Origin of the sequence: Paenibacillus sp. OK060 (assembly GCF_900101205.1) — a bacterium.
GTDB classification, from domain to species: Bacteria; Bacillota; Bacilli; order Paenibacillales; family Paenibacillaceae; genus Paenibacillus; species Paenibacillus marchantiae.
Map to the genome: position 1 here is coordinate 316,998 of NZ_FNFR01000001.1, position 26,788 is coordinate 343,785.

28 protein-coding genes are annotated in these 26,788 nt (G+C 44.7%); all 28 read left to right on the forward strand.

The genetic code is table 11. The features are described 5' to 3' along the window. The first annotated feature begins 250 nt into the window (after window positions 1–250). Entirely contained in the window at window positions 251–706 is a 456-nt protein-coding gene (locus BLS14_RS01360; RefSeq protein WP_063566420.1) for a MarR family winged helix-turn-helix transcriptional regulator, read from the forward strand. A gap of 251 nt (window positions 707–957) precedes the next feature. Continuing rightward, window positions 958–2,118: an ADP-forming succinate--CoA ligase subunit beta gene (gene sucC / locus BLS14_RS01365; RefSeq protein ID WP_053783785.1), complete on the forward strand. Its 1,161-nt coding sequence runs from the start codon at window positions 958–960 to the stop codon at window positions 2,116–2,118. Window positions 2,119–2,197: 79 nt separating this feature from the next. After that, entirely contained in the window at window positions 2,198–3,127 is a 930-nt protein-coding gene (gene sucD, locus BLS14_RS01370) for a succinate--CoA ligase subunit alpha (protein ID WP_063566419.1), read from the forward strand. Window positions 3,128–3,374: 247 nt separating this feature from the next. After that, window positions 3,375–4,505 carry a DNA-processing protein DprA gene (gene dprA / locus BLS14_RS01375; RefSeq protein WP_063566418.1) on the forward strand — a complete coding sequence of 377 codons (1,131 nt, stop codon included), beginning with the start codon at window positions 3,375–3,377 and terminating at the stop codon, window positions 4,503–4,505. Between the two features lie 120 nt (window positions 4,506–4,625). Beyond that, a complete protein-coding gene (gene topA, locus BLS14_RS01380) occupies window positions 4,626–6,716 on the forward strand; it encodes a type I DNA topoisomerase (RefSeq protein ID WP_064639074.1) in 2,091 nt (696 codons plus the stop codon). A 23-nt stretch (window positions 6,717–6,739) separates the two neighbouring features. Then, entirely contained in the window at window positions 6,740–8,083 is a 1,344-nt protein-coding gene (trmFO, locus tag BLS14_RS01385; RefSeq protein ID WP_371121177.1) for an FADH(2)-oxidizing methylenetetrahydrofolate--tRNA-(uracil(54)-C(5))-methyltransferase TrmFO, read from the forward strand. A 26-nt stretch (window positions 8,084–8,109) separates the two neighbouring features. Next, window positions 8,110–8,652, forward strand: a complete 543-nt coding sequence (gene hslV / locus BLS14_RS01390; RefSeq protein ID WP_024630205.1) for an ATP-dependent protease subunit HslV — start codon at window positions 8,110–8,112, stop codon at window positions 8,650–8,652. Window positions 8,653–8,789: 137 nt separating this feature from the next. Beyond that, a complete protein-coding gene (gene hslU / locus BLS14_RS01395) occupies window positions 8,790–10,190 on the forward strand; it encodes an ATP-dependent protease ATPase subunit HslU (RefSeq protein ID WP_063566415.1) in 1,401 nt (466 codons plus the stop codon). A gap of 989 nt (window positions 10,191–11,179) precedes the next feature. Continuing rightward, window positions 11,180–11,587: a flagellar basal body rod protein FlgB gene (gene flgB, locus BLS14_RS01400; RefSeq protein ID WP_053783790.1), complete on the forward strand. Its 408-nt coding sequence runs from the start codon at window positions 11,180–11,182 to the stop codon at window positions 11,585–11,587. Window positions 11,588–11,592: 5 nt separating this feature from the next. Then, window positions 11,593–12,045, forward strand: coding sequence for a flagellar basal body rod protein FlgC (flgC, locus tag BLS14_RS01405; protein WP_072732395.1), 453 nt, complete (start codon window positions 11,593–11,595; stop codon window positions 12,043–12,045). Between the two features lie 64 nt (window positions 12,046–12,109). Continuing rightward, window positions 12,110–12,421 carry a flagellar hook-basal body complex protein FliE gene (gene fliE, locus BLS14_RS01410; protein ID WP_024630209.1) on the forward strand — a complete coding sequence of 104 codons (312 nt, stop codon included), beginning with the start codon at window positions 12,110–12,112 and terminating at the stop codon, window positions 12,419–12,421. 137 nt (window positions 12,422–12,558) lie between these two features. Continuing rightward, window positions 12,559–14,142: a flagellar basal-body MS-ring/collar protein FliF gene (gene fliF / locus BLS14_RS01415; RefSeq protein ID WP_090805399.1), complete on the forward strand. Its 1,584-nt coding sequence runs from the start codon at window positions 12,559–12,561 to the stop codon at window positions 14,140–14,142. 11 nt (window positions 14,143–14,153) lie between these two features. Next, window positions 14,154–15,170 carry a flagellar motor switch protein FliG gene (gene fliG, locus BLS14_RS01420; protein WP_063566412.1) on the forward strand — a complete coding sequence of 339 codons (1,017 nt, stop codon included), beginning with the start codon at window positions 14,154–14,156 and terminating at the stop codon, window positions 15,168–15,170. Next, window positions 15,163–16,023 (forward strand): FliH/SctL family protein, encoded by an 861-nt coding sequence (locus BLS14_RS01425; RefSeq protein ID WP_090949103.1) that lies wholly within the window; start codon window positions 15,163–15,165, stop codon window positions 16,021–16,023. Before fliG ends, BLS14_RS01425 begins: the two co-directional genes overlap by 8 nt. Continuing rightward, on the forward strand, window positions 16,010–17,329 hold the full coding sequence (gene fliI / locus BLS14_RS01430; RefSeq protein ID WP_053783794.1) for a flagellar protein export ATPase FliI: 1,320 nt from the start codon (window positions 16,010–16,012) through the stop codon (window positions 17,327–17,329). The genes BLS14_RS01425 and fliI overlap by 14 nt, the downstream gene beginning before the upstream one ends. A gap of 11 nt (window positions 17,330–17,340) precedes the next feature. Then, the gene (fliJ, locus tag BLS14_RS01435) at window positions 17,341–17,793 is read left to right on the forward strand and encodes a flagellar export protein FliJ (protein ID WP_090949106.1); all 453 of its coding nucleotides are present in this window, start codon (window positions 17,341–17,343) and stop codon (window positions 17,791–17,793) included. A gap of 42 nt (window positions 17,794–17,835) precedes the next feature. Beyond that, a complete protein-coding gene (locus tag BLS14_RS01440) occupies window positions 17,836–18,771 on the forward strand; it encodes a MotE family protein (protein WP_090949108.1) in 936 nt (311 codons plus the stop codon). 42 nt (window positions 18,772–18,813) lie between these two features. Next, window positions 18,814–20,187 (forward strand): flagellar hook-length control protein FliK, encoded by a 1,374-nt coding sequence (locus tag BLS14_RS01445; protein ID WP_063566407.1) that lies wholly within the window; start codon window positions 18,814–18,816, stop codon window positions 20,185–20,187. 19 nt (window positions 20,188–20,206) lie between these two features. Next, entirely contained in the window at window positions 20,207–20,752 is a 546-nt protein-coding gene (locus BLS14_RS01450; protein ID WP_063566406.1) for a flagellar hook capping FlgD N-terminal domain-containing protein, read from the forward strand. Then, complete coding sequence (locus BLS14_RS01455) at window positions 20,749–21,132, forward strand: TIGR02530 family flagellar biosynthesis protein (RefSeq protein WP_063566405.1); 384 nt, start codon at window positions 20,749–20,751, stop codon at window positions 21,130–21,132. Before BLS14_RS01450 ends, BLS14_RS01455 begins: the two co-directional genes overlap by 4 nt. Before the next feature lie 81 nt (window positions 21,133–21,213). After that, entirely contained in the window at window positions 21,214–22,032 is an 819-nt protein-coding gene (gene flgG, locus BLS14_RS01460) for a flagellar basal body rod protein FlgG (protein ID WP_063566404.1), read from the forward strand. A 66-nt stretch (window positions 22,033–22,098) separates the two neighbouring features. Continuing rightward, window positions 22,099–22,320: a flagellar FlbD family protein gene (locus BLS14_RS01465; RefSeq protein ID WP_024630220.1), complete on the forward strand. Its 222-nt coding sequence runs from the start codon at window positions 22,099–22,101 to the stop codon at window positions 22,318–22,320. After that, window positions 22,320–22,781: a flagellar basal body-associated FliL family protein gene (locus tag BLS14_RS01470; protein ID WP_090949110.1), complete on the forward strand. Its 462-nt coding sequence runs from the start codon at window positions 22,320–22,322 to the stop codon at window positions 22,779–22,781. The genes BLS14_RS01465 and BLS14_RS01470 overlap by 1 nt, the downstream gene beginning before the upstream one ends. A gap of 39 nt (window positions 22,782–22,820) precedes the next feature. After that, on the forward strand, window positions 22,821–23,819 hold the full coding sequence (gene fliM, locus BLS14_RS01475) for a flagellar motor switch protein FliM (protein WP_024630222.1): 999 nt from the start codon (window positions 22,821–22,823) through the stop codon (window positions 23,817–23,819). Next, window positions 23,809–25,071, forward strand: a complete 1,263-nt coding sequence (gene fliY, locus BLS14_RS01480; protein WP_072732403.1) for a flagellar motor switch phosphatase FliY — start codon at window positions 23,809–23,811, stop codon at window positions 25,069–25,071. The genes fliM and fliY overlap by 11 nt, the downstream gene beginning before the upstream one ends. A gap of 28 nt (window positions 25,072–25,099) precedes the next feature. Beyond that, window positions 25,100–25,465: a response regulator gene (locus tag BLS14_RS01485; protein WP_017689175.1), complete on the forward strand. Its 366-nt coding sequence runs from the start codon at window positions 25,100–25,102 to the stop codon at window positions 25,463–25,465. An 8-nt stretch (window positions 25,466–25,473) separates the two neighbouring features. Further along, a complete protein-coding gene (locus BLS14_RS01490) occupies window positions 25,474–26,013 on the forward strand; it encodes a flagellar biosynthetic protein FliO (RefSeq protein WP_371121409.1) in 540 nt (179 codons plus the stop codon). Next, the gene (fliP, locus tag BLS14_RS01495; RefSeq protein ID WP_063566400.1) at window positions 26,010–26,765 is read left to right on the forward strand and encodes a flagellar type III secretion system pore protein FliP; all 756 of its coding nucleotides are present in this window, start codon (window positions 26,010–26,012) and stop codon (window positions 26,763–26,765) included. The genes BLS14_RS01490 and fliP overlap by 4 nt, the downstream gene beginning before the upstream one ends. Window positions 26,766–26,788 lie beyond the last annotated feature (23 nt).

A 26,788-nucleotide genomic window follows, 5' to 3' on the forward strand; every position in this document is an offset into this window, starting at 1 on the left:
AATAGTTTTTTGTTACGTTATCATATGATTTCGATCGTATATGCTCCAAATTATATTTTATACAATTCAATTTAACACTATTAAATTGAAAAGTGAAATCATTTGTGCTCAATTATTCTGTTTTTTTTCTAATTTATGATAAGATAGATGAAGGGCTCCTTATAATTCGCCGAATTATAGCGGATATAACAGTTGTAAGCCTCTATTATTAAGGTATATAGAATGCACAATAGGTAGGTGAGACAGTTATATGCAGAATGAAAGTTTGAAGCTGGATAACCAATTATGCTTTGCCATATACGCTTGTTCACGTGAAATTACGAAGATGTACCAGCCCTACCTTGAGGTGCTTGGTGTAACTTATTCTCAATACTTGGTCTTGATGGTATTGTGGGAACGTGAAGAATGTACGGTTAAGGAAATCGGAGAGGCACTTTACCTCGATTCAGGGACTTTGACGCCTCTTCTGAAACGTTTGCAGTCAGCAGGACTTATTCATCGTGAACGTTCAGCTCAGGACGAACGGAAAGTATTGATTACCCTTACAGACGCTGGGCGGGAACTTCGCCATAAAGCCTTGTCTATACCTGAAGCGATTCAGGAAGATGCATGTCTGAACAGTTCAGAGTTTGAATCTCTACTGGGACAGTTCAAAGGCCTTCTGGAGAAAGTCCATCAGACCAATACCAAAGTAGCCAGAAAATAAAATGCATCATTAGTAATACTATTAAAAAAACCTTGGCTTATTAGCTAAGGTTTTTTCCATTAATATCCAAGCATTCACAATATGGGATCATACCCATATCAAAATACTGTCTATTAACCATTACTTTTTTAAGGAAAGCGTTTTAAAAACATGTTACAATGAATTGGGTTTAAGTGAAAATAGTCAACATTTGTCTTTTGTTAGTCTACCAACCCGCCTTGTTGCAGTCATGTTGATAGGAGGATTCGAGAATGAATATCCATGAATATCAAGGAAAAGAAGTACTGAAACAGTATGGAGTCACCGTTCCAAACGGAAAGGTTGCTTATACAGTCGATGAAGCGGTTGCGGCCGCAGAGGCACTGGGCAGTCCAGTGACTGTAGTCAAAGCGCAAATTCATGCAGGTGGCCGGGGGAAAGCCGGCGGTGTGAAAGTAGCGAAAAGTATCGACGAAGTTCGTGCTTACGCATCCGAAATTTTGGGAAAAGTATTGGTAACACACCAGACTGGACCTGAAGGTAAAGAAGTGAAGCGTCTTCTGATTGAAGAAGGATGCGATATCCGCAAAGAGTATTATGTGGGTGTTGTTGTGGACCGTGCCACAGGCCGCGTCGTAATGATGGCTTCCGAAGAAGGCGGTACAGAGATCGAAGAAGTAGCTGAAGCTACACCTGAGAAAATTTTCAAAGAAATTATTGACCCTGCAATTGGATTGCAAGTGTTCCAAGCACGTAAACTGGCGTACAGCATTCGTATTCCGAATGAGTTGGTGAACAAAGCAGTTAAGTTTATGCTTGCATTGTACAAAGCATTTGTCGAAAAAGATTGCTCCATTGCCGAGATCAATCCACTCGTTGTTACAGGAGATGGAAACGTTATCGCGCTGGATGCAAAATTGAATTTTGATTCCAACGCCTTGTTCCGTCACAAAGACATTCTGGAATTGCGTGATCTGGATGAAGAAGACGAAAAAGAAATCGAAGCTTCCAAATACGACCTGAGCTACATAGCACTTGATGGCAACATCGGCTGTATGGTCAATGGTGCGGGACTTGCGATGGCGACGATGGATATCATCAAATACTATGGCGGCGACCCGGCTAACTTCCTCGATGTTGGGGGCGGTGCTACAACAGAGAAAGTGACCGAAGCTTTCAAAATCATTTTGTCTGACGCCAAAGTGGCGGGTATCTTCGTTAACATTTTTGGCGGAATTATGCGTTGTGATGTCATTGCCAATGGTGTTGTTGAAGCCGCGAAGCAGCTTGGCCTGACTAAACCGCTGGTTGTTCGTCTTGAAGGAACTAACGTGGAGCTTGGTAAACGTATTTTGGGTGAATCCGGCCTGAATATCGTTCCTGCTGATTCCATGGCCGATGGTGCACAGAAAATTGTTGCCCTCGTAAAATAAGTTCATTCCTGGGCAAATTGCTGCCTTAGTTCCGGAGCTGTCCGGCACTTGAAAAATAACCGTAAGGATGTGAAGCAACGTGAGTATTTTGATTGATAAAAATACAAAAGTCATTACGCAAGGCATTACGGGTTCAACGGGAATGTTCCACACGAAGGGCGCATTGGACTACGGAACCCAGATGGTAGGTGGCGTTACACCGGGTAAAGGCGGAACCAATGTTGATATCACGCTGGAAGATGGCAAAGTAGTCAGTCTGCCGGTGTTTAATACAGTACAGGAAGCGAAGGAAGCTACTGGCGCAACAGCGAGCGTCATCTACGTTCCTCCGGCATTTGCAGCGGATTCCATCATGGAAGCTGTTGACGCAGAGCTGGATCTCGTGATCTGTATTACAGAAGGTATTCCGGTACTTGATATGGTCAAGGTTGACCGTTTCATGGAAGGAAAAGATACCGTTCTGATCGGACCAAACTGTCCGGGCGTTATTACACCAGGTGAATGCAAAATCGGCATCATGCCAGGTTATATTCATATGCCTGGTCACGTTGGCGTGGTTTCCCGTAGTGGAACACTCACCTATGAAGCCGTTCATCAATTGTCTGCGCGTGGAATTGGACAATCTTCTGCTGTGGGAATCGGTGGTGACCCGGTTAAAGGCTCCGAGTTCATTGATATCCTGAAACGGTTCAATGAAGATCCGCAGACACGTGCTGTTATCATGATTGGTGAAATCGGTGGTACGGCTGAAGAAGATGCTGCGGAGTGGGTACGCGATAACATGACCAAACCGGTAGTCGGCTTCATCGGTGGTGTTACGGCGCCTCCAGGCAAACGTATGGGTCATGCGGGTGCTATTATCTCTGGCGGTAAAGGTACAGCCAAAGAAAAAATTGCGAAACTGGAATCTTGCGGAATCAAAGTTGCTCCGACGCCAGCTGAAATGGGCTCGACTCTTGTGAGCGTACTTGAAGAACGCGGAATTCTGGATTTGTGCACGACACATTAATTCTTTTTCGTTATAATAGAAGAAACGGTGCAGGGAAATTATTTTTCTGGTGAGCCGACTATTGATAATGCGGAAAAGGTAAGCAACCTTTTGTCCTGAACAGGGCGAAGGGTTGCTTTTTTGCGTTTTTTTACGGGGTATAAAAGGGAGCTGTTGTCTGCCTGTAAGAGTAAACGCTTGCAATCCGTTGTCACTTAACACACAATATGAGGGAAGATTTTCTTCCCGCTATGGGAGGTTTCTGATTATGGAAGAGAGATGGATTTTGGTTGGACTGCATGAAACGGATGGTATTGGTAAGAAAACAATCTCGAAACTGCTATCAGGACAACATCAATTGACGGATTTTCTAGATTATAAAGAAGGAGATTGGATTGCCGCGGGTTTACGCAAGGATCAGGCTGTGCGTCTAACCAAGCAATTCAATATCGACTGGATTGAGCAGAGACAAGAGGGTGTTTATAAACAGGGAATTGAGATCGTTACCTATCTGGATCAAGACTACCCCATATTAATGAAGGAAACCGTTCAGCCACCCTGGGTAATGTACGGTCGAGGAGATATGAATCTGTTGCACGCTCAATCCATTGCAATGGTAGGAACACGTATGCCTACTGTATACGGACGTAAAATTGGTGAAAAGCTGGCAGAGCAACTATGCAAGGCAGGGCTGACCATTGTAAGCGGGCTTGCCAGAGGAATAGATAGTGTGTGCCACGATGCAACTCTTCGTGCAAACGGCAAAACTATTGCGGTATTTGGGACAGGAATTGATAACATCTATCCGCCGGAAAATACAAGTCTTGCCGAACGAATTGCCGAAACAGGGCTGCTTTTATCAGAATATCCTCCGGGTACACGTGCGCGTCAGGGATTATTCCCGGAACGTAATCGGATCATTGCAGGGTTAACTCTCGGTACGCTAGTCGTTGAGGCTGATATCCGAAGTGGATCACTCATTACAGCAGATGCTGCACTCGAAGCGGGAAGAGACGTGTTTGCAGTCCCAGGTCCCATTACATCTCCCAAAAGCCGGGGCTCGCACAATCTGATTCGTCAGGGGGCAAAATTGGTGACCTGTGCCACAGATTTATTGGAAGAGTTTCGATTGGACTTGCCAAAAGCCGAGCAACTTCCTTACAATAGAGGACGTTCGGCGGAAAGCAGTGAAACTTCCAATCAAGGAATATTCCCTGTCGTAAAACTATCTTCAGATGAACAACGTGTTATTTATCTGCTAGAGCAGGAAGAGCAATCACTGGATCAACTTGTGGAACAGCTCAACTGGGATTTTGGACATTTGCATTCAGTTCTGTTATCTTTAATCATAAAAAAGCAGATTAGCCAATTACCTGGAACCAAATACGCGAGGGTATGACGATGCTGCGATCAAGGCAGCATGTGAAAATAGATTATTAGCGGAAGTTAGTCCTGCTGCTAATGAAGTATGAATCATAAAAACAAGCAGCAGTTTCATGACTGAGAGGAGGATGGACCTATGGCGGATGCACTCGTAATCGTGGAGTCGCCCTCAAAGGCGAAGACGATCGGCAAATATTTAGGCAGCAAGTTCATCGTCAAAGCTTCGATGGGGCATGTACGCGATTTGCCAAAGAGTCAGATCGGCGTTGAGGTAGAGAATGATTTTAATCCGAAATATATTACGATCCGCGGTAAAGGTTCAATTTTGAAAGAACTGAAGGATGCACGAAAGAAAGTGAAAAAAGTGTATCTCGCAGCTGACCCGGATCGCGAAGGTGAGGCTATTGCTTGGCATTTGGCCCATGCACTTGAACTGGATGAAACTGCGGATTGCCGAGTAGTATTTAATGAAATTACGAAACAGGCTGTCAAAGATGCGTTCAAAACGCCGCGTAAGATCAATATGGATCTGGTTAACGCGCAGCAGGCCAGACGTATTCTGGATCGGCTTGTAGGATATAAAATTAGTCCGTTATTATGGAAGAAAGTCAAAAAAGGATTGTCCGCTGGTCGCGTTCAGTCCGTGGCCGTCAAAATCATTTTGGATCGTGAAAATGAAATCAATGATTTTGAACCGGAAGAGTACTGGAGCATTACTGCCAAACTGACTGCGGACGGAAATCCGTTTGAAGCCAAGTTCCATCAGTTGAACGGTACCAAAACCGAACTTGGCAGTGAGGCAGAAGTACAGGCCATTTTAAAACAGATCGAGGGCGCTTCTTTTACAGTCAAAGAAGTTAAAGAGAAGGAACGCAGCCGTAACCCTTCTGCTCCGTTTACAACGAGTTCCTTGCAGCAGGAAGCCGCACGTAAATTGAATTTCAGAGCTTCCAAAACGATGTCTGTCGCCCAACAGCTGTATGAAGGCGTAGACCTCGGAAAAGAAGGCACAGTCGGTCTCATTACGTATATGCGTACGGACTCTACCCGAATTGCAGCATCGGCTCAGGAAGAAGCCAAGGAATACATTATTGGCAAGTATGGTGAGCCATTTGCACCAGAGACGCCTAGAAACTATTCCAAAAAAGCAGCCAATGCTCAAGACGCGCATGAAGCGATTCGTCCAACGTCGATTTTGCGTGATCCGGATTCCATTAAATCGTTTATGAGTCGTGATCAATTCCGGTTGTACAAACTGGTTTGGGAACGTTTTATAGCGAGCCAGATGTCATCTGCCGTTCTGGATACACTCTCCGTGGACATTGCTGCAGGAGATACGATTTTCCGGGCAGCGGGTTCGAAGGTTCGTTTCCAGGGATTCATGAAGGTGTATGTAGAAGGTAACGATGACGGTACAACGGAAGAAGATCGTCTGCTGCCTCCGCTGAAAAATGGAGATGTGCTGGAGAATCGGGAGATCGAGCCGAAACAGCACTTTACACAGCCGCCACCACGTTATACGGAAGCAAGGTTGGTTAAAACACTTGAGGAGCTGGGCATAGGGCGTCCGAGTACATATGCGCCAACGCTGGAGACCATTCAGAAGCGCGGATATGTTGCTATTGAAGAGAAGAAATTCATGCCAACGGAACTGGGCGAACTGGTCATCGAACAGATGGAGGAGTTCTTCCCGGAGATCCTGAATGTGGAGTTTACCGCCAACATGGAAGGTGATCTTGACCATGTGGAAGAAGGGTCGGAGGATTGGGTCAAAGTACTCGCAGAATTCTACGAATCTTTTGAGAAACGGCTTGAATTTGCAGAAGAAGAAATGAAAGAAATCGAGATTGAAGATGAAGTATCGGATGAAATATGTGAGAAGTGCGGCAAACCGCTCGTTTATAAGCTGGGTCGTTTCGGCAAGTTTCTCGCATGTTCCGGATTTCCGGATTGCCGGAATACCAAACCGATCATCAAGGATATCGGTGTAACCTGTCCGAAGTGTAAGGAAGGGCATGTTGTTGAACGCCGCAGTAAAAAGGGACGTATTTTTTATGGTTGCGACAAATATCCTGAATGTGATTTTGTATCATGGGATAGACCGTCAGCGAAACCATGTCCAAGTTGTGGATCACTAATGATTGAGAAACGGAACAAACAGGGAACACGATTACAGTGTACTTCATGTGATCATCAAGAGCCGGTAGAGGAACCGGAAGAAGATTGAGCGGATTAGCATAATGGGGGTAAATGATTTTGACGAATGAACAACAAGTAACCGTTATCGGTGCCGGGTTGGCAGGAACAGAAGCAGCTTGGCAGATCGCAAGTCGCGGTGTGCGCGTAAAACTATACGAGATGAGACCGGTTGTGAAAACACCGGCTCACCATACAGATAAATTTGCAGAACTGGTATGCAGCAACTCGCTTCGTGCGAATGGGTTGACTAACGCAGTTGGTGTATTGAAGGAAGAAATGAGAATGCTTAATTCTCTGGTATTGGGTGCAGCAGACCGTCATGCTGTTCCAGCAGGTGGAGCACTTGCTGTGGACCGGGACGGATTCTCAGGCGAGATCACATCTACACTTCATCAGCATCCACTCATCGAAGTAGTTAATGAAGAGCTGACTTCTTTGCCGGAAGACGGAATCGTTGTTGTTGCAACGGGGCCTTTGACTTCACCAGCATTGTCAGAGCAAATCAAGGCTCTTATGGGTGAAGAATACTTCTACTTCTATGATGCGGCTGCGCCAATTATCGAAAAAGATTCCATTGATATGAATAAAGTTTATCTGGCTTCACGTTATGACAAAGGCGAAGCAGCGTACTTGAACTGTCCGATGACAGAAGAGGAATTCGATGTATTCTATGAAGCGTTAATCACAGCGGAAGTTGCTCAACTGAAAGAGTTTGAGAAAGAAATTTACTTCGAAGGCTGTATGCCAATTGAAGTCATGATGAAACGTGGTAAACAAACGGCTTTGTTTGGTCCGATGAAACCTGTAGGACTCGTCAATCCGCATACTGGAGAACTGCCTCATGCTGTTGTTCAGCTTAGACAGGACAATGCAGCAGGAACGCTGTACAATCTGGTCGGATTCCAGACGCATCTGAAGTGGGGAGAACAAAAGCGTGTCTTTTCTTTGATCCCTGGACTTGAAAATGCGGAATTCGTCCGTTATGGCGTTATGCATCGTAATACATTTATCAATTCTCCCAAACTGCTTCGTCCAACGTATCAGTTCAAAGAGCGTCCGAACCTGTTCTTTGCAGGTCAAATGACGGGAGTAGAAGGTTACGTAGAATCTGCGGCATCCGGTTTGATCGCGGGTATGAATGCAGCCAAAGCAGCGCTTGGACAGGAACTGGTGGTATTGCCGGTGGAGACCACGCTGGGCAGTATGGCACAATATATTACAACAGCTGATTTCAAACACTTCCAGCCAATGAACGCAAACTTTGGATTGCTGCCGAAGCTGGAAACTAAAATACGCAACAAAAAGGAAAAGAATGAAGCACTTGCGCAGCGTGCACTGGACGGCATTGCCCGTTTTGCAGCAGCAGAAGGTCTAACCGTTCCGGAACGCGTGTAAATTAATCGTGGGAGGAGGCTGATATCATGGATATGTCATTTCATGCTACAACGATCTGTGCAGTTCGTCATAATGGCAAAGCAGCCATTGCCGGTGATGGTCAGGTGACCATGGGGCAAAGTGTTGTGATGAAAAATACAGCCAAAAAGGTTAGACGTTTGTATCGTGGACAGGTTGTCGCCGGTTTTGCCGGTTCCGTGGCGGATGCCATTACCTTGTTTGAGAAATTCGAAGGCAAGCTGGAGGAACATCATGGTAATCTGCAGCGTGCAGCGGTAGAACTTGCCAAGGATTGGCGCCAGGATCGGATTTTGCGCAAACTGGAAGCACTCCTTATTGTTATGGATAAGACAGGTATGCTGCTGATTTCTGGTGGTGGCGAAATAATCGAGCCGGATGATGATGTTATCGCTATTGGCTCGGGAGGAAACTTCGCGTTATCTGCTGCGCGTGCGTTAAAACGTCATGCAGTGGATCTGGAAGCAAAAGACATTGCTCGTGAATCACTCCAGATTGCTTCAGAGTTATGCGTATATACCAACAATAATATAATTGTTGAAGAGTTGTAAGAAAAGCAATCTCCCGTTATGGGGCATGATGATTAAATCGGCTCCAGTTACTTCGTGGAGATTCTTTGTTCTTGTAGGTAAGTTTATAACGTTCTATCTCATAAACAAGGTTCACATACTGGTAGGAGGGAAGCTATATGGATACTCAAGCGTTAACGCCAAGACAAATCGTTGCAGAGCTTGATAAGTACATTGTAGGTCAAAAACAGGCTAAAAAATCGGTAGCGGTCGCCCTTCGCAATCGTTATCGCCGTAGCCTTTTGCCCGAAAATACCCAAGATGATATTGTACCTAAAAATATTCTGATGATTGGACCTACTGGTGTTGGTAAAACAGAGATTGCACGCCGACTGGCTAAGTTGGTAGGAGCTCCATTCGTAAAGGTGGAAGCTACGAAGTTCACGGAAGTGGGCTATGTTGGCCGTGATGTGGAATCTATGATTCGTGATCTGATTGAAACATCGCTGCGGATGGTCAAGCTGGAACGCACAGAAAAGGTTAAGGACAAAGCGGAAGAGGCTGCCAATGAGCGGATCGTACATATTTTGGCCCCTTCACAATCCAAATCCAAAAATCAGCGGAATCCGTTCGAAATGATTTTTGGAAATAATGGCAACAACACGCCAGAAACCGATGAGCAGGAACCGGATACGGGAGTAGCTGAACGGCGACGTAAAATCAAATTTGATTTGTTATCTGGCAAGCTGGAAGATGACGTTATCGAGATTGATGTGGAAGATACCACGCCAAACATGATGGACATGTTCGCTGGTCAAGGAAATGATCAGATGGGGATGAACATGCAGGAGATGTTTGGTAGTTTATTGCCACGTCGTACCAAAAAACGTAAACTGGCGATTAAGGAAGCTCGTAAAGTATTGATTCAGGAAGAAGCGGGCAAGTTGATTGATATGGATGATGTTACTCAGGAGTCCATTCGCAGGGCGGAACAGACAGGTATCATATTCATTGACGAAATTGATAAAGTTGCCAGTCAGGGACGCGGCAGCGGCCCCGATGTATCCCGTGAAGGTGTACAGCGTGACATTCTGCCAATCGTGGAAGGATCTACGGTAATGACGAAGTATGGCCCTGTCAAAACGGATTATATCCTGTTTATGGCAGCTGGTGCTTTTCACGTAGCCAAACCCTCGGATCTTATTCCAGAGCTCCAGGGGCGTTTCCCGATCCGTGTGGAACTGAACAGCCTGACGCTTGATGAATTTGTATCAATCCTTACGGAACCTAAAAATGCGTTAACCAAGCAGTATGTGGATTTGCTGCGTACAGAGAATATTGAGATTGAATTCTCGGATGATGCCATTCGTGAAATTGCCAAGCTGGCTGAGAACGTGAATCAGAATACGGAAAATATCGGTGCACGGCGTTTGCATACTATTCTGGAGAAACTTCTTGAAGATCTGTCTTTTGAAGCGCCAGAACTTACGCTGGAGCGTATGGTAATCACTCCGGAATATGTACGTGAGAAATTGAATGACATTGCACTTGATCGTGATTTAAGTCAATATATCTTGTAACACAGGTGTAGAGCTCTGTTCATGGTGTGATTGTAGGTTGGATGACGGTATACAATGGATGAATAAAGATCAAACAACTACACGGAAATAGGATATTTGGTCCTGGTTCTGACTGTAGAAGACTTTATTCGATCCAGATGTATGCCGTTTATTTTTGTTTTATCCTAATATAATGCCGTATCGCAACCGATAAAAAAGATGGAGTTGTATAAGATGAAAGATAATCTAGGACTTGTGCCGCAGAGATAATGTAATTAAACCCTAAAGACGTGCTGACAACACATATTTGATAATTCTATAAATTCCAATAAAAGGATTTTGTTTTTCCAAGTCTGGTTATCGGTTTAATCAGAAGCTTGAGAAATATTTGCATAAATGCGCAAAAAGTGAATGAGATGGTATTGCGGATGTGACATAATATTCTTGTGAAATTTAAATAAGCTTGCTCTGTTTAAATGTTAAAAAAGTGTTTTAGATATTAAGCTGAAACAAATAATTCGAAACGGATATTTTGTCAATTAGCAATTTCATAGAATAGAAAAGTTTCTAAGGGAAATTATAAAAAAGCTTATTATATCGGTAAATTTTTCTAATAGAAAATCGTTTGAAGCTTTACGATGGATTCCTTGTTTGTATTATTATGATGTACTGAATCGTATAGAAGCATAGTATAAATTTTAAGAATGTTTAAGAGCTCATATCGAGCACTTAAGCTTATTTTTGTTTTGGGCCCCAACATTTACGAAAAAATTCATAATTTGCAGAAAATACACAAAAAGCTCTGTCTTTCAGAAAAGATAGGGCTTTTTTCTTATTGTAATATATCCCAATCTCGAAGAAACTTATGTTATACGACAACATCAGAGTTAATTCTACTTAAGTCCTAGAAAACCGTGTAAAAGCGAATGTTTTTTGTCGAAAAAACATAAGCATCCTGACGGAAAAAGATTGAATCTATTTCCATAATTTCTAAAGAGAGGAGGGCGATTATGAATCTTTTGAATGATATTAGTTTTCAAAGGTTACAAGGTGCACTCGATGCTTCCAACATTAGACAACGAACGATTGCTGACAATATTGCGAATGCGGACACCCCGTATTTCAAGCGTTCGGACGTTGCTTTTGAAGAAATGCTGCAGGAACAAATGAATGGAGACATGCCTGTTCTTAAAGGAAAAGTAACGGATTCAAGGCATTTTGTCATAGGTCCTTCCTCTTCCATACCTACACCAGTAGTTAATATGGACCAGTCAACATCCATGAATAACAACCAGAACAACGTCGATGTAGACAAAGAAATGAGTCTTCTGGCGGAGAACCAGCTGCGTTACAACGCTTATATTCAGCAAGTGAATGAACAGATCAAAATGATGCGTGTTGGAGTCGAAGGGAGATAACTTAGGTGAACATCAGTAACAGTTTCAGTATTAGTGCATCGGCTCTAACGGCTCAGCGTTTGCGGATGGACGTCATATCTTCCAACATTGCCAACGCGGAGACGACGCGCGCGAGTGTAACCAACGGCGAGGCAGTTCCTTACAAGCGCAAGATGGTTGTGCTTGAACCTAACAAAACTTCTTTCAACAGCTTGCTTCAAAATCAGATGAAAAGCGGTGGGTCTGGAGAGGGAGTTAGAGTGTCGGAGATTCGTGAAGATCAGTCCCCTCTGAAACCGGTCTACGACCCTACACATCCGGATGCCAACGCTGAGGGGTATGTGTATATGCCTAATGTGGATATCGCGAAAGAAATGGTGGACATGATTTCGGCTTCACGCTCATATGAAGCAAACGTCACAGCTTTGAACTCAACCAAAGCAATGATATCCAAAGCATTGGAGATTGGAAGAGCCTAGTTAACGGCTTAAAGGTGGAAATATCCATAAAACCAAAGAACAGAAATGAAAGGGAGGGACATTAATGATTCAGAACAACATGTTTAGCACACAGGGGATTCAACCGCTTCAGATGCAAAGTACGGCACAAAGTAAACCATCTACACCAGCCGAAACCATTCAGAGCTTCGGTACATACCTACAGGATGCGCTAGGGTCTGTAGCTGCACAGGAGACCCAAGCACATGAAATGTCAAACCAATTCCTGGTTGGAAAAGTGAACGTTGATCAGGTGATGATCGCTTCTGAACAGGCCCTGTTGAGTCTTCAACTTACGACTCAAGTCCGAAACAAAGTAGTCGAAGCATATCAGGAGATTATGCGTACGCAATTGTAAATTGATTTAAATGCGCTTCGACAACAGCGCTGATTACTACAACAAGCAGCTGCGATGCTGCTCCTGACCGTTAAACTTTAGAACCTATAGAGATTGCGGAGGGACAGACCAAGCAAAGTTTCGGATGGGGTGACAGAGTGAATGAGAGAATTGCCCAATACAGGGATAAGGCATCCCAGTATTGGAATAGTTTTAGCAAAAAGCAAAAAGTATTATTTATTTCCACATTCCTGTTTTTAATTTTGGCTGCAGTTGTACTAACCATGCAATTGTCAAAGACGGAATATGAAGTTGCTTTCACGGATTTGAATGCAAGTGACTCTGCAGGCGTCATTAGTTATCTTGATTCCTCCAGTATTCCATACAAATTAAGTGCAGACGGTAAGACCATATCTGTACCGAGCACGGATGTTGCTATTGCAAAAGTAAATATCGGATCACAAGGAATTATTCAGAATGGTTCATTAGGATATAAGTCTTTTGAGGAGTCATCATCTCCAATCGGGATGACGGATAAAGAGTTCGATGTGAAGTATAACAACGCATTGAACGGAGAAGTGGAGCAGTTGCTTCAACGGATGCAAGGCATACAGGATGCTAAAGTACTGGTCAATATGCCAAAAGATAATATCTTTGCTGGCCTAGAAGAGCAGGATAAAGCATCAGCATCAGTGGCCCTGCAGTTTAAACCGGGTTATCACCCCAATCAGGCTGCGGTAGATGGATATTTTAATTTGGTCAAAACAGCCATTCCCAATCTACCTATTGAAAACATAACGATTACGAACACGGATGAAGCGGAACTGATTCCTACGGCCCGAGGTGGTAGCGGGGGATTATCTTCTGAAGTCCAAGAAAACATGGCGTTACAGAAGAAATTCGAAAATGATGTTCGCAATAATGTGAAACAATTTCTTTCACAGATTGTGGGTGACGAGAACGTCAATGTTCTGGTTGCTTCCAAGCTTAATTTTGACAAGGAAACACGGAAAGAAAACCTGGTTGAACCGGTCGATGTAGATAATATGAAAGGCATCGAGATTAGTGTGCAAGAGATTCAAAAGAGTTACACTGGGGCAAGCAATCCGACAGGCGGTGTTGCTGGCACAGGTCAAGAGGAAGTTCCGGGTTATCCATCATCGGATGCATCAGGAAACTCAACCTCGGAGGAAACATCCAGCACCAAAAACTACGATGTCAACCGAATTGTTAAAGATATCGTTTCCAGTCCATACACTGTAAAAGATTTAACCATTAACGTCGCGGTTGAACCACCTGCAGGACAAACAGAATTACAAGCTCCGGTTCAGGATGCAATTGAAAATATTTTGGTTAACATTGTTCGTGCATCATTGGCGGACTCAGGCACTGTAATAAGTGACGCAGACTTGGCCAAAAAAGTTTCGGTAATGTCTCAAGGTTTCCAGACTGCTGCGGCAACAAATACAGGCTTCAAGCTTTCCACCGGAATGATGTGGGGCATAGGAGCACTGGTGGCAGCATTGATTGCAACGGTTGTTATTTTGTTAGTGCGCCGTCGTCGCAAACAAAACGAAATAGAAGAAGAGGACATTCCTCTTCCAGTAGCAACAGAGTTTCCGTCCATTACGTTGGACAGTGTAACGAACGAAAGTCAAGTGCGCAAACAATTGGAGAGTTTGGCCAAGAAAAAGCCAGACGAATTCGTCAATCTGCTGCGTACGTGGCTGGCTGACGAATAGAGGTGAACGCATTGGCGAAGGCAAGCAGTCAAGGTTTGACTGGAAGACAAAAAGCAGCAATTTTGTTGATTACATTAGGTCCGGAAGTATCCGCTCAAATCTTCAAACATTTGCGGGACGAGGAAATCGAACAACTGACGTTGGAAATTGCCAATGTTCGCAAAGTGGATGCTTCTGAAAAAGATATGATTATGTCTGAGTTCCACCAGATCTGTTTGGCACAGGAATATATCTCACAGGGCGGTATTACGTACGCGAGAGAAATTCTGGAGAAAGCACTCGGGTCGCAAAAAGCACTTGAAGTTATTAACCGTTTGACGGCTACGCTGCAAGTTAGACCCTTTGACTTTGCGCGTAAGGCGGATCCGAATCAAATATTGAACTTCATTCAGAACGAAAGCCCGCAAACGATTGCTCTGGTATTATCGTATCTGCAATTTGAGCAGGCAGCAGCAATCTTGTCCTCGTTACCACAAGAGAAGCAAGCCGATGTAGCACGCAGAGTTGCTGTTATGGACAGTACGTCTCCAGAAGTCATTTCTCAAGTGGAGCGGGTGCTCGAACAGAAATTATCTTCTACTGTTACGCAAGATTATACAAATGCGGGTGGTATCGAATCCATCGTTCAGATCTTGAACGGCGTCGACCGTGGTACGGAACGTACTATTCTCGACTCGTTGGAAATTCAAGACCCGGAACTTGCAGAAGAAATCAAAAAACGCATGTTTGTATTCGAAGATATCGTCAATGTTGACGATCGTTCGATCCAGCGTATTATCCGGGATATCGACAACGCAGATTTGCAGTTGGCACTCAAAGTGGCAAGCGAAGAAGTACGGGATGCTATATTCCGGAATATGTCGAAACGGATGTCCGAGACATTCAAGGAAGAAATGGAATTCATGGGACCCGTTCGGTTGCGTGATGTTGAGGAAGCTCAGACCCGTATCGTAGGAACGATCCGTAGATTGGAAGAAGCTGGTGAGATCATTATCGCTCGCGGTGGAGGAGATGATATCATTGTCTAATTTGATTAAATCTTTCCAGTATGTACCGGTTGATGACCGCAAACGACTCGAAAATCATCATCATTATGGTGGACCGGAGTCTGATGCGGAGTTAGATGGTGAACGTGCTGAAGGTTCTGAAGCTGAGATGCTTCAGGCACGCGTGGACGAAGAAACACAACGTCTTACCGCGGAGATGCTGGAGGATGCCAAGGAGTTTGCAGAAAAGCAGGTACGTGATGCTTCGGAGGAAGCGGAGCGATTGCTTCAAGAAGCCCGAGAACTGATAGATAGCTGGTGGCAGGAGCAGCGTCAGCAGGATGAACATCTGACTGAAGCGCTTCGTTCACAAGGTTTCCAGCAGGGTTTTGAAGAAGGCAAAGTACAGGCTGAACTGGATCTCCAGGTGAAGATCGAAGAGATGATGAAGGAAGCACGCGGGGTGCTTGAAGAAGCTTACGTTGCCAAAGATCAGATTATTCAGGAAGCAGAGCCTTTCCTTGTGGATCTCGCCTGTGGTATCGCTGAGAAGGTGATTGACAAACAACTTTCGGTTGAACCAGAACATACGCTTGAACTAATTCGTCAGAGTTTGTCTCGCAAACGTGAACAGGGGATGATCACCTTATGTGTGGCACCTGATCAATTTGCTTTTGTGCAGGCTGCACGTGAAGAGTTGGCTATGGCAATTGACTCTCAGGCAGAATTGCAGATTTTGCCTGATGCTACGGTAAAAGATAAGGGATGTGTTATACGGTCGTCGTTTGGAAGCGTAGATGCCAGAATTGATACCCAGCTCGCTGAAATTAAAAAAGAACTGATCCGCATAGCACTTGAGGATGAGGGGCGAAAAAATCAACATGAAGATTCTTAGCTCACAGCGATACATGGAACATCTTAAGCAATTTGATCCCGTTCGCATTAACGGTAAGGTCACTCAGGTCATTGGTCTTATGGTTGAGTCGGAAGGTCCGGATGCCAGCATTGGTGATGTATGTTACATTTACCCTGGAAAATCTGCCAAGCCACTTCAGGCAGAGGTTGTCGGGTTTCGGGATAACAAAGTTTTGCTCATGCCACTCGGTGAACTTCAATCCATTGGTCCTGGATGTGATGTGGTCGGAACGGGTAAACCACTTGGGGTTCAGGTTGGATCAGAATTGCTTGGTAAAGTGTTAGATGGATTGGGACAACCTTTGGACGGTTCCTTGTTACCCTCCAGAATGCCGATGTACTCCACATCCAATACGCCAGTGAATCCGATGGACCGACCACGGGTACTCGAAACGATGAGTGTAGGTGTGAGAGCCATTGACGGTCTGTTGACGGTTGGCAAAGGACAGAGGGTCGGCATATTTGCCGGATCAGGTGTTGGTAAAAGTACGCTTATGGGTATGATCGCCCGCAATACAGCAGCAGACGTCAATGTAATTGCTTTGGTAGGCGAGCGGGGCCGTGAGGTTCGTGACTTTATTGAACGGGATCTGGGTCCGGAAGGACTGGAACGATCTGTCGTTATTGTCGCTACCTCTGATCAACCTGCTCTGATTCGAATCAAGGGCGCGGTCATCGCAACTACGATTGCGGAGTATTTCAGAGACAGAGGCATGAATGTCATGTTGATGATGGACTCCGTTACACGTTATGCCATGGCACAGAGGGAAGTGGGACTTGCCGTGGGAGAACCTCCTGCAATGAGAGGATACACTCCTTCTGTTTTTGCGAGTTTACCCAAGTTGCTTGAGCGAGCGGGGACTGGACCCACAGGTTCGATTACTGCTTTTTACACCGTCCTTGTCGACGGGGATGATATGAACGAACCGATTGCAGATGCGGTAAGAGGTATTTTGGATGGTCATATTGTACTGAATCGGTCCATCGCAAACAAAGGTCATTTCCCTGCCATTGATGTGCTTGCGAGCATTAGTCGGGTTATGAAGGATATTGCTCCTGAAGAGCAGCTGGAAGCCGTTAATAATATGAAGAGACTGATGGCTGTGTACAAGGAATCAGAGGATTTAATTAACATTGGGGCTTATCAAAGAGGTTCAAATGCTGCCATTGATGAATCGATAGACCAGATTGATAGCATCTGGAATTTTACAAGGCAGAAAGTCGATGAAAAAGTAACGCTGAGTGAAGTGCAGGAACGTTTGATTCTTGAATTTGCAAGGAGATGAATGGGTAAACGATGAAATTTCGATATCATTTCCAGAAGGTTGTTGACCTGAAAAGCAATGAAAAAACGCAAGCGGAGTGGATGTTATCCACAGCGATCGGGAAACTTCAGACTGAGGAAGAGCATCTTTTACAACTATTGAATGATAAAAAGGAACTGATTGATGTCATTCAATCCACTACGAAAAGTACGGCTTCCGTATCCAGCTTGCAGGAGATGCAGCGTTATGTCCATCACCTTGACGAGTGCATTTCACGCAAAAGTAGTGATGTCAGACATGCTGAGGTCAATGTGCAACGGAATCAGACGTTTCTGAACGGCAAAATGATGGACGAAAAAGTATGGCTTGGGGCGAGAGACAAGGCCAAAATCAAATTTCAGCAGGAGATGCTCCTCCGGGAACAGAACGATCTGGACGAGATGGCTACTGTACGCTTCGCTGCCAAAGCCGGACGCGCGAATTGATGTGGCCGGACGCGAAGTTGTCTCGTGAAGGAGGAAAGAACAATGGCTGTTAAAGACACAGATATGGAAAAAGAGTCGAGCGGCGGTTGGGAAAAGTTTCTGATGATTTCAATCCCAATTGTGTTCACTGTGGTTTTGTTGGGTGTTTTGCTCACTCTATTTAATGTAGATATTCGCAACAACCTGCTTGGAGTAGCTAACAAAATTCCTATCGTAAAGGACTGGGTGCCTGATCCTGTGCTAGATCCGGAGAAAAAGAAACTGGAGAAGAGCGAGCAGCAGGTCGAGAGTGCAGAAGCGACAATAGATAAGCTGAAGGCACAATTAAGCGAGAAAGAGACAGAGCTTAAAGCAGCGAAGGATGCCACGACCACAGAGGCGAAAAAAGCAAGTGATTTGCAAAAGAAATTGGATGATGCGGAAAAAGCGGTTGAAACCGCTGTGCGGAATCCAGAGACCGAGTCTGATTATCAGAAACAAATTAAAGATTTGGCTAAGATGTATGCGGACATGAGTCCCAGTAAGGCCGCACCGATTTTGCAAAATATGACGAATGAAGAGATGGTGCTGCTTCTGAGTGCGATGCAATCGGCTGCACGAACCAAGGTGCTGGAAAAAATGGACCCAAAAACAGCGGCTGATGTCACGATGATGATGAAGGATGCAAAACCATCCGGTGATCTGGCCCTGGATGCACTGCAATCCCGCTTAAAGAAAGAAACTGCAACGACATCTACAGCATCTACGACTAACTCCAAAAATTTGGATAAAAATCAGCTTAGTCAAACGTTTGCTTCCATGTCGGCCTCTAGTGGAGCCAAGCTGTTACTCGAAACTTATAAGCTGAGTCCGGACAAAACCTTGACCATTTTAAATTCTGTAGATGATGCTACACGGTCTCAATTGCTTGAAAATATGTCGACTGAAAATTCAGTTGAAACTGCAAAAATATTAAATAAATTAATGGGTAACAAGTAAGAGTAGTAGCGTCTGTTTATTAAGGAGAGGAGGTGAAAACAAATGTCGATAGTATATCAAATGACATCCACATCATCCGCCAAGACAACAGGAGCAGCTCAGACAGCTGGAACTGGTTCCAAAGGTGCAACTGCTGGTAGCGGTGATTTTCTACAAACTCTTGCCCAATCATTGAATGGTGGTGCAACGGGGGAGAATAGCTCGGCTGCAGCAGGGAGCTTAACAGCGAATCCGCTTATGTTTACCTTTGCAGCTAGTGAAGATGGAGAACAAACATCGATCACCGATATCTTGAGTTCGTTATTCGCAGATTTGGATTCGCTAGATGAAGCTTTGGAAAATGATCCGTCACTACTAGGGGATTTACAAAGTCTGATTCAGCAGATGTATGCTCAATTAGATGCTAATCCTGGTACTCAAGCCGAAGGTTCTGATGAGCCTACAAGTGAAGCGGGTAATGCAGCATCAGCAATTGATCTGGCGGAACATCCAGCAGCAGTGCGCTTTGTATTACAGGATGTACTCACACAGTTAATTGCGAGTATGAATGAGCCTGATAGTACTGTTATCAAGAACGCTCCAGAATTTAAGCACCTGCTTCAATCTCTTCAAAATCAGTTGCAAGATGCTGGCGTTGACACCAGTCTTAACAAAGGGTGGACTGAACTTAAATCCATTCTGGATACATTAGCAGTGGCTAAGGATCAGTCTGTGCAAGTGGCTCCAACAAATCAAACGTCCAAGCAAGACTCAGTGGCATCACAAGTTCTTGTTGCGGCCGCTTCAAATACTGGACCTAAAGTTTCAGTTGAAACGGATTCAGCACCTACAGCGAATGAAGTAGGAGAAGTGGACCATTCAAGTATTATTACGGCAGGAGAGTTGTCCTTACGTTCATCAGGTACATCAGCCGGTAAACCGGCTGAACCTGTCATGCAAGCATCCCAGTTTGCAAAAGAGATGACACAATTTGTTGTGAACAAGCTGGATATCGTGCAGCAAAAGGGTTTTTCAGAGGCAACTATCTCACTACGTCCGGAGCATCTAGGTAAGCTGGATGTACAAATTACTTTGCAAAACGGACAATTGGTTGCACGGTTTATGACTGAGCATACGATGGCGAAAGACATGCTGGAACAGCAAATGATGCAACTGCGTAGCTCGCTTCAAGCTCAAGGCATTCAAGTGGAACGACTTGAAGTTACCCAGAACAGCTCACTTGGTTCACAAATGTACCAGGATGGGGGACGCCAGCCAGGAAGCAATTCTCAGCAGCAACGTCGCTCACGCGAACGTGAAGAACAATCGGATGATGCTGTAACTACAGCAACTCTCCAGGAAGAATTGCGCAACTGGCGTAGTGAACATGAGGAAGGCAACGACCTGCGGAGAGACACGTTTACAGCAGAAGCTTAAATAGAAATGAGGTGAAAATATGGCTAATGAAGCGATTTCTACCAATAATACCTGGCCTAACTATTCGGCAGCGAATAAAGCTACAACAAGCGCTGCAACAAAAGAGCTGGGCAAGGATCAGTTTCTTAAAATATTGATCACTCAGCTACAAAATCAGGATCCGATGCAGCCAATGGAAGATAAGGAATTTATCGCTCAGATGGCTCAGTTCAGTTCGGTAGAACAACTGGTGAATATCTCGTCTCAGCTCAAGACTTTGAATCAGTCTCTTGGGACAGTGTCTGGCATGATTGGCCGCGAGATCAGTTGGCTTTCTTCTAATAAAGAGGATAACGGAACACTCCGTCAAGGTATTGTGGATTCTATTATCGTACGAGATGGTGTTCAGTACGCAAAAGTGGGCAAAGACGAAATTAAGCTGGATGAAATTATTCAGGTAACCAATCCAACACAGGCTGAGGAAAATGAAAATCCTGTTCAGAACGCTGAAGATTCAGCTGAAACGAACGAAACCAATGAACAAGAACCATCAGCACAGCCTGAAGATAACGGAAACACGTTATGAGTGATCGGATAACAGTAGGCCAACTGTATACAGGTCCAATTACACCGAATTTGCATAATCGCTCCAAAGCAGGAGAAACGTCTAATGTACCTGAACGCCCTTTTGCACAGGTATTGGAAGACAACCTCCTGAAATTGAGTAATCATGCTGCCAAAAGGTTGGAACAGCGCGGTATTGAACTCAAGACTGAGCAGATGCAGCAGATTGGAACTGCACTGGATAAGGCTGCTGCCAAAGGAGCCAAGGAATCCTTGATTTTGATGAAAGATATGGCTTTTATCGTTAATGTCAAAAATCGTACTGTCGTTACAGCCATGGATAGTGAAAGCATGAAGGATAATGTATTCACCCAGATTGATAGTGCTGTAATCATTTCTTGACCGGCTGGCCCTTCTCGGGAGCCGGAATGCCGCTGACCGACTGACGCGGTAACCAAATTAAGGCTGGGAGGATTTTTAAAAATGTTGAAATCAATGTACTCAGGCGTTTCCGGGATGCGGGGTTTTCAAACGAAACTTGATGTTATCGGTAATAATATTGCGAACGTGAATACGGTTGGTTTTAAAGGTAGCCGTGTCATGTTCAAAGATATTATGAGTCAGACCACAGCAGGGGTGACTGCACCGACGGATACTCCAACAGGTGGTGTGAATGCGAAGCAAATCGGTTTGGGTGTCTCTGTAGGGTCTATTGACACATTGCATCTTGCAGGAAGTCCTATGACAACAAACAATCCAACAGATTTGCGCATTAATGGAGATGGCTTCTTTCTGGTTGCGATGGCGGAGGATCAGGAAGTTCCATTCCTAACTCGTGCTGGTGATTTTCACGTAGATGCGGATCGTAATCTGGTTACATCTGACGGCCTCTTTGTTTTAGACAGTGAAGGTGCACCAATCACAATTGCTGATGATGTCGTTTCCTTTACAATCGGCCAGAACGGTATGATTAACCAGACCATGGCTGATGGAACAATCGAAAGTGAAACTCAGCTGGGGATTGGGAAAGTGGTCAACCCTGAAGGTCTAGAAAAAATAGGGGGTAACCTTTACCGGATGACTGCCAATGCCAATCCTGACGGCGCACTTGTTTCTTTAACAGCAAATGATGCTGAGAATGGAACAGGCTCCATTATTGCAGGGCAACTTGAGATGTCCAATGTGGATCTAACTGGTGAATTCACAGAAATGATCGTGGCTCAGCGTGGATTCCAGGCGAATTCACGGATTATTACAACGTCCGATGAAGTACTTCAGGAAGTTGTTAACCTGAAACGTTAATAACTGATTAGCAATTTTTAATGCGTGGGGGGGCTTGCTCCTCCACTCTGATCGAGGGGGCTTAGCATGATTTCGGTTACGCGGTTAAATGGTTCTCCCATGTGGTTAAATGCGCTGATGGTTGAAATTGTCGAAGAGACACCAGACACGTATATTACTCTGGTAACCGGAAAGAGACTTATTGTGCTTGAGAAGGCCGATGAGGTTATTTCCAAAATTAAAGATTACAACCGTGAAATCGGGGTTCAGGCAGCCACTATTAAAGTGCAGCAAACGGAGGAGTCCTGATGAAAAAGATGTTGCCATGGCTTGCAACAAGCTTGCTAGCTATAACACTGATTGTGGTGGTTGTGTTTGTATTTATGACAGGACAGAACGGAAATAAGAATGATACACATACGGCAGCCGCTGCTGCAGAGAAGAAGATGACTGCGGATGAGATTGTTGCAGTTTCCTCAGAGCTTGGAGAAATTAAAACCAATTTGGCTGATATAGACCATATTGTAGTTGTAAGTTTTTCTTTCAAATTGTCCGACAAAAAGGCTAAAGAAGATTTTGAGAAAATCAAGGAAATCACGGTGAAGCCTATTATCATCCAGACTTTTGCGGATACCAAGTCGGATGAGCTGGCAACAGCGAAAGGTCGCATTCAATTTAATAAAAAATTGACCGAGCTTATTAATGAAGCTTTGCCAGAAGGTAAGCTGGCCAGCACTAGTTTTTCTGCTTTTGTGATGGCGCCAATGTAATGAACAGGACACGCTGTAAATCTGTAAGGGGGTGAGAACATGGTGGATGTATTATCACAAAATGAGATTGACGCCCTATTAGCTGCCCTTTCCTCTGGTGAGATGGATGCCGAGGAATTGAAAAAGGAAGAAACTCAAAAGAAAATTAGATCGTACGATTTTAAGCGGGCAGTTCGTTTTTCTAAAGATCATATTCGAAGCTTGACCCGTATTCACGAAAACTTTGCACGCTTTCTCACCACTTATTTTTCAGCCCAACTGCGGACGTTCGTTCAGATCAATGTCGTTCAGGTTGAACAGTTGCCTTATGACGAGTTTATCCGTTCTATTCCGAAGATGACGATATTGAACATATTTGAGGCGGAGCCATTACAGGGACGGATGGTGATGGAGGTTCATCCCAACGTGGGTTATGCAATGCTGGATCGTCTGCTTGGCGGAACAGGAAATGCACCGACAAAGATCGCATCGATGACGGAAATTGAGACGACGATTATGGAGCGGATTTTCAGCCGTGCGTTTGAGAGTTTGCAGGAAGCATGGAAGACGGTGCTGGATATTTCTCCAAGGATGGAAGCGCTGGAGACCAATCCGCAATTTATGCAGATTGTATCTCCCAATGAGACCATTGCTTTGATCTCACTGAGTACCAAAATCGGTGACACCACAGGCATGATCAATTTGTGTATCCCGCATGTCGTTCTTGAACCTATTATGTCTCGGTTGTCGACTCATCAGTGGTTTGTTTCGGAGAAAAAGACGAGAGCTCCGGAAGAATATGATGCTCTCAAAGAGCGTGTGAACAAAGCCAAATTACCCGTTGTTGCGGAGTTGGGAGAATCCAGAATTTCGATTGCTGAATTTTTGGGTCTGTCGGTTGGCGATGTCATTACGTTGAACAAACCCGTTGATGAGGGATTGTCCATTAAAGTTGGAGACAGGCTGAAGTACATGGGTAGCCCGGGAACGATCAAGGATCGTGTGGCTGTGCAAATAGACAAGATTGTCACCGAAGGAGTTGAAGAATTTGACGAGTAAGGATTATTTATCCCAAGAAGAAATCGATGCTTTGCTCAGACAATCGGAATCGATGAACAGTTCGGAACCGGCTGAGAAAACAGTTGATGATTTTTTGACCGAGCTGGAACAGGATGCCTTGGGGGAAATTGGTAACATTACTTTTGGTAGTGCGGCGACAGCTTTGTCCACGCTATTGGGCCTAAAAGTAGATATTACAACACCTAAGGTGTCCATCATCAGTCGGACACAGTTTGATGAAGCCTTTCCTAAACCTCACGTTGCAGTACATGTGAATTATGTGGATGGATTTGAAGGGATTAACTCGCTAGTCATCAAAAAACGGGATGCTCAAGTCATAGCTGATCTGATGCTTGGCGGCGAAGGAAATCCGGTTGATGAAGAACTAAATGAAATCCATATCAGTGCAGTACAGGAAGCGATGAATCAAATGATGGGTTCGTCTGCTACTTCCATGTCCACAATCTTTAACCGTTTCGTGAATATTTCTCCTCCGGGAATTGATATTCTCAATATGGAAAGTGGTGAGGGAGTCAGCAATCTTCCAGAAGATGAGACGTTGATCCAGGTATCATTTCGTCTGTTGATTGGTGACCTAATTGATTCCAATCTTATGCAGCTGCTTCCAGTGCATTTTGCCAAAGAAATGGTAGAGATGTTGATTGGAGGGGCTCAAGAGTCTACTGCTAGTGCACCAGTTGCGTCTACTCCAGAGCCAGTACCAGCAGCAGTACCGGTTGCCCCTGAGCAACCTCCGGTTCAGCAACAGGCACCGTCACAGGCACAACAGCCGCCTGTTCAAGATTATAATGGCTATGGACAGGCTCCAATGGGGATGCCGCAAGGAATGCCGCCACAGCAGCCGTATGGCATGCCTCCGCAGCAACCTTATGGTGTACCGCAGCATTACGGCGGTGTGCCGAATAGGAATGTAAACGTACAACCGGTTCAATTCGCTAATTTGCAAAATGGGGCGTTCGGCCAGGTAGACGAAAACAATTTGAATTTATTGATGGACATTCCCCTTAAAGTCACCGTAGAATTAGGAAGGACCCAGAAGCAAATTAAGGATATTTTAGAACTGTCACAAGGTTCAATTGTCGAGCTGGACAAGCTGGCCGGTGAACCTGTCGATATTTTGGTGAATAACAAGTTAATTGCCAAAGGTGAGGTTGTCGTAATCGACGAAAACTTTGGTGTTCGTGTTATAGATATCGTAAGCCAATGGGACCGAATTCAGAAATTACAATAAGCACAATTTAGGGAGGACTTGAATCAAGATGGCAAACCGAATTTTAGTCGTGGACGACGCTGCATTTATGAGAATGATGATCCGGGACATTTTGTCCAAAAACGGATACGAGGTCGTTGGCGAAGCACAGGATGGATCACAAGCAATTGAGAAGTTTAAGGAGCTTCGTCCTGATCTGATTACAATGGATATTACCATGCCTGAGATGGATGGTATTGCAGCTTTGAAAGAAATCAAAAAAATTGATGCTAACGCAAAAGTGATTATGTGCTCTGCGATGGGTCAACAAGCGATGGTTATTGATGCAATCCAAGCTGGAGCTAAAGATTTCATCGTGAAACCGTTCCAATCTGACCGCGTTATCGAAGCAATCAGCAAAACGCTGGGCGTTTAAGAGACATGATGATGGCTCAGGATAAGATTCCAGATGATGTGGGCACGGGAGTCAATTATTATTTTCAGCTTGTATGGGTGATTGTTGTCCTGGCCGTCATTCTGGTTCTTATAGTCTATCTGATTCGTTTTCTGAACAAACGGAATCAGCGATGGTTCCGGAACGGCACAATTCGTATTTTGGGTGGGGTCGGACTGGGACCAAACAAGTCGCTGCAAATTATAGAAATTGGCGGTAGTGTTTATCTACTCGGTGTGGGTGATGACATACAGCTGGTGGATAAGGTTTCGGATCTTGAAGAGGCACAGCGAATCATTGATTCATTTGAACGGGATGCTTCAGCTCAACAGGGAAGCCTTTCGCCTCTCATTGCAAAGCTGGCAGCCCGCTTGCGCAAAGATGAACCGCCACGGGAAATGGAACTCGAGGATACAACCTCTTTTCACGAACTGTTTGAATCTAAACTTCGGCAGATGCCTAACCGTAAAGAGAAGATGGAGAAGGTCCTGGAAGAAGACAATACTACAGATCGGTCGAGGGATTCATGAAGAAAAAGATTTGGTTGGCGTGTTTTTTCATAGGACTCATCAGTCTGGCCTCGGTCACTGTTGCCTTTGCCGAACCGATTCCGAATATTGATATTCAAATTGGTAACGGGGATGGGGGTACACCAAGTACGAGTTCACTGTCCATTATCCTGTTGATCACAGTACTTAGTATCGCACCAGCCTTGCTGGTACTGATGACCAGTTTTACACGGATTGTTATCGTTCTCGGTTTTGTGCGGACATCCTTGGGTACGCAGCAAATGCCACCCAATCAGGTGCTGGTCGGTTTAGCACTTTTTCTGACACTTTTCATCATGTCACCGACGTTGTCGTCCATCAATCAGGTAGCGCTTCAGCCCTATCTCAAGGGAGACATCACACAAACCGAAGCGTTGGAAAAAGCTGCGGATCCCATGAAGAAGTTTATGTTCTCTCACACTAGGGAGAAAGACCTATTGCTGTTTATGAAGTACAATCAAACCGAAAAGCCAAGCACATACCAGGATATTCCGATTACTGTGATGGTACCGGCATATGCAATCAGTGAGTTGAAGACAGCATTCCAGATGGGATTCATGATCTTTATTCCATTCTTGGTTATAGACATTGTAGTTGCGAGTACACTCATGGCTATGGGGATGATGATGCTTCCACCTGTCATGATCTCATTACCGTTCAAAATACTGTTATTTGTACTTGTCGATGGCTGGTATCTGGTCGTGAAGTCACTGTTGCTGAGTTTTAACACTTGAGCCGGCATATTAAAGGAGGACGG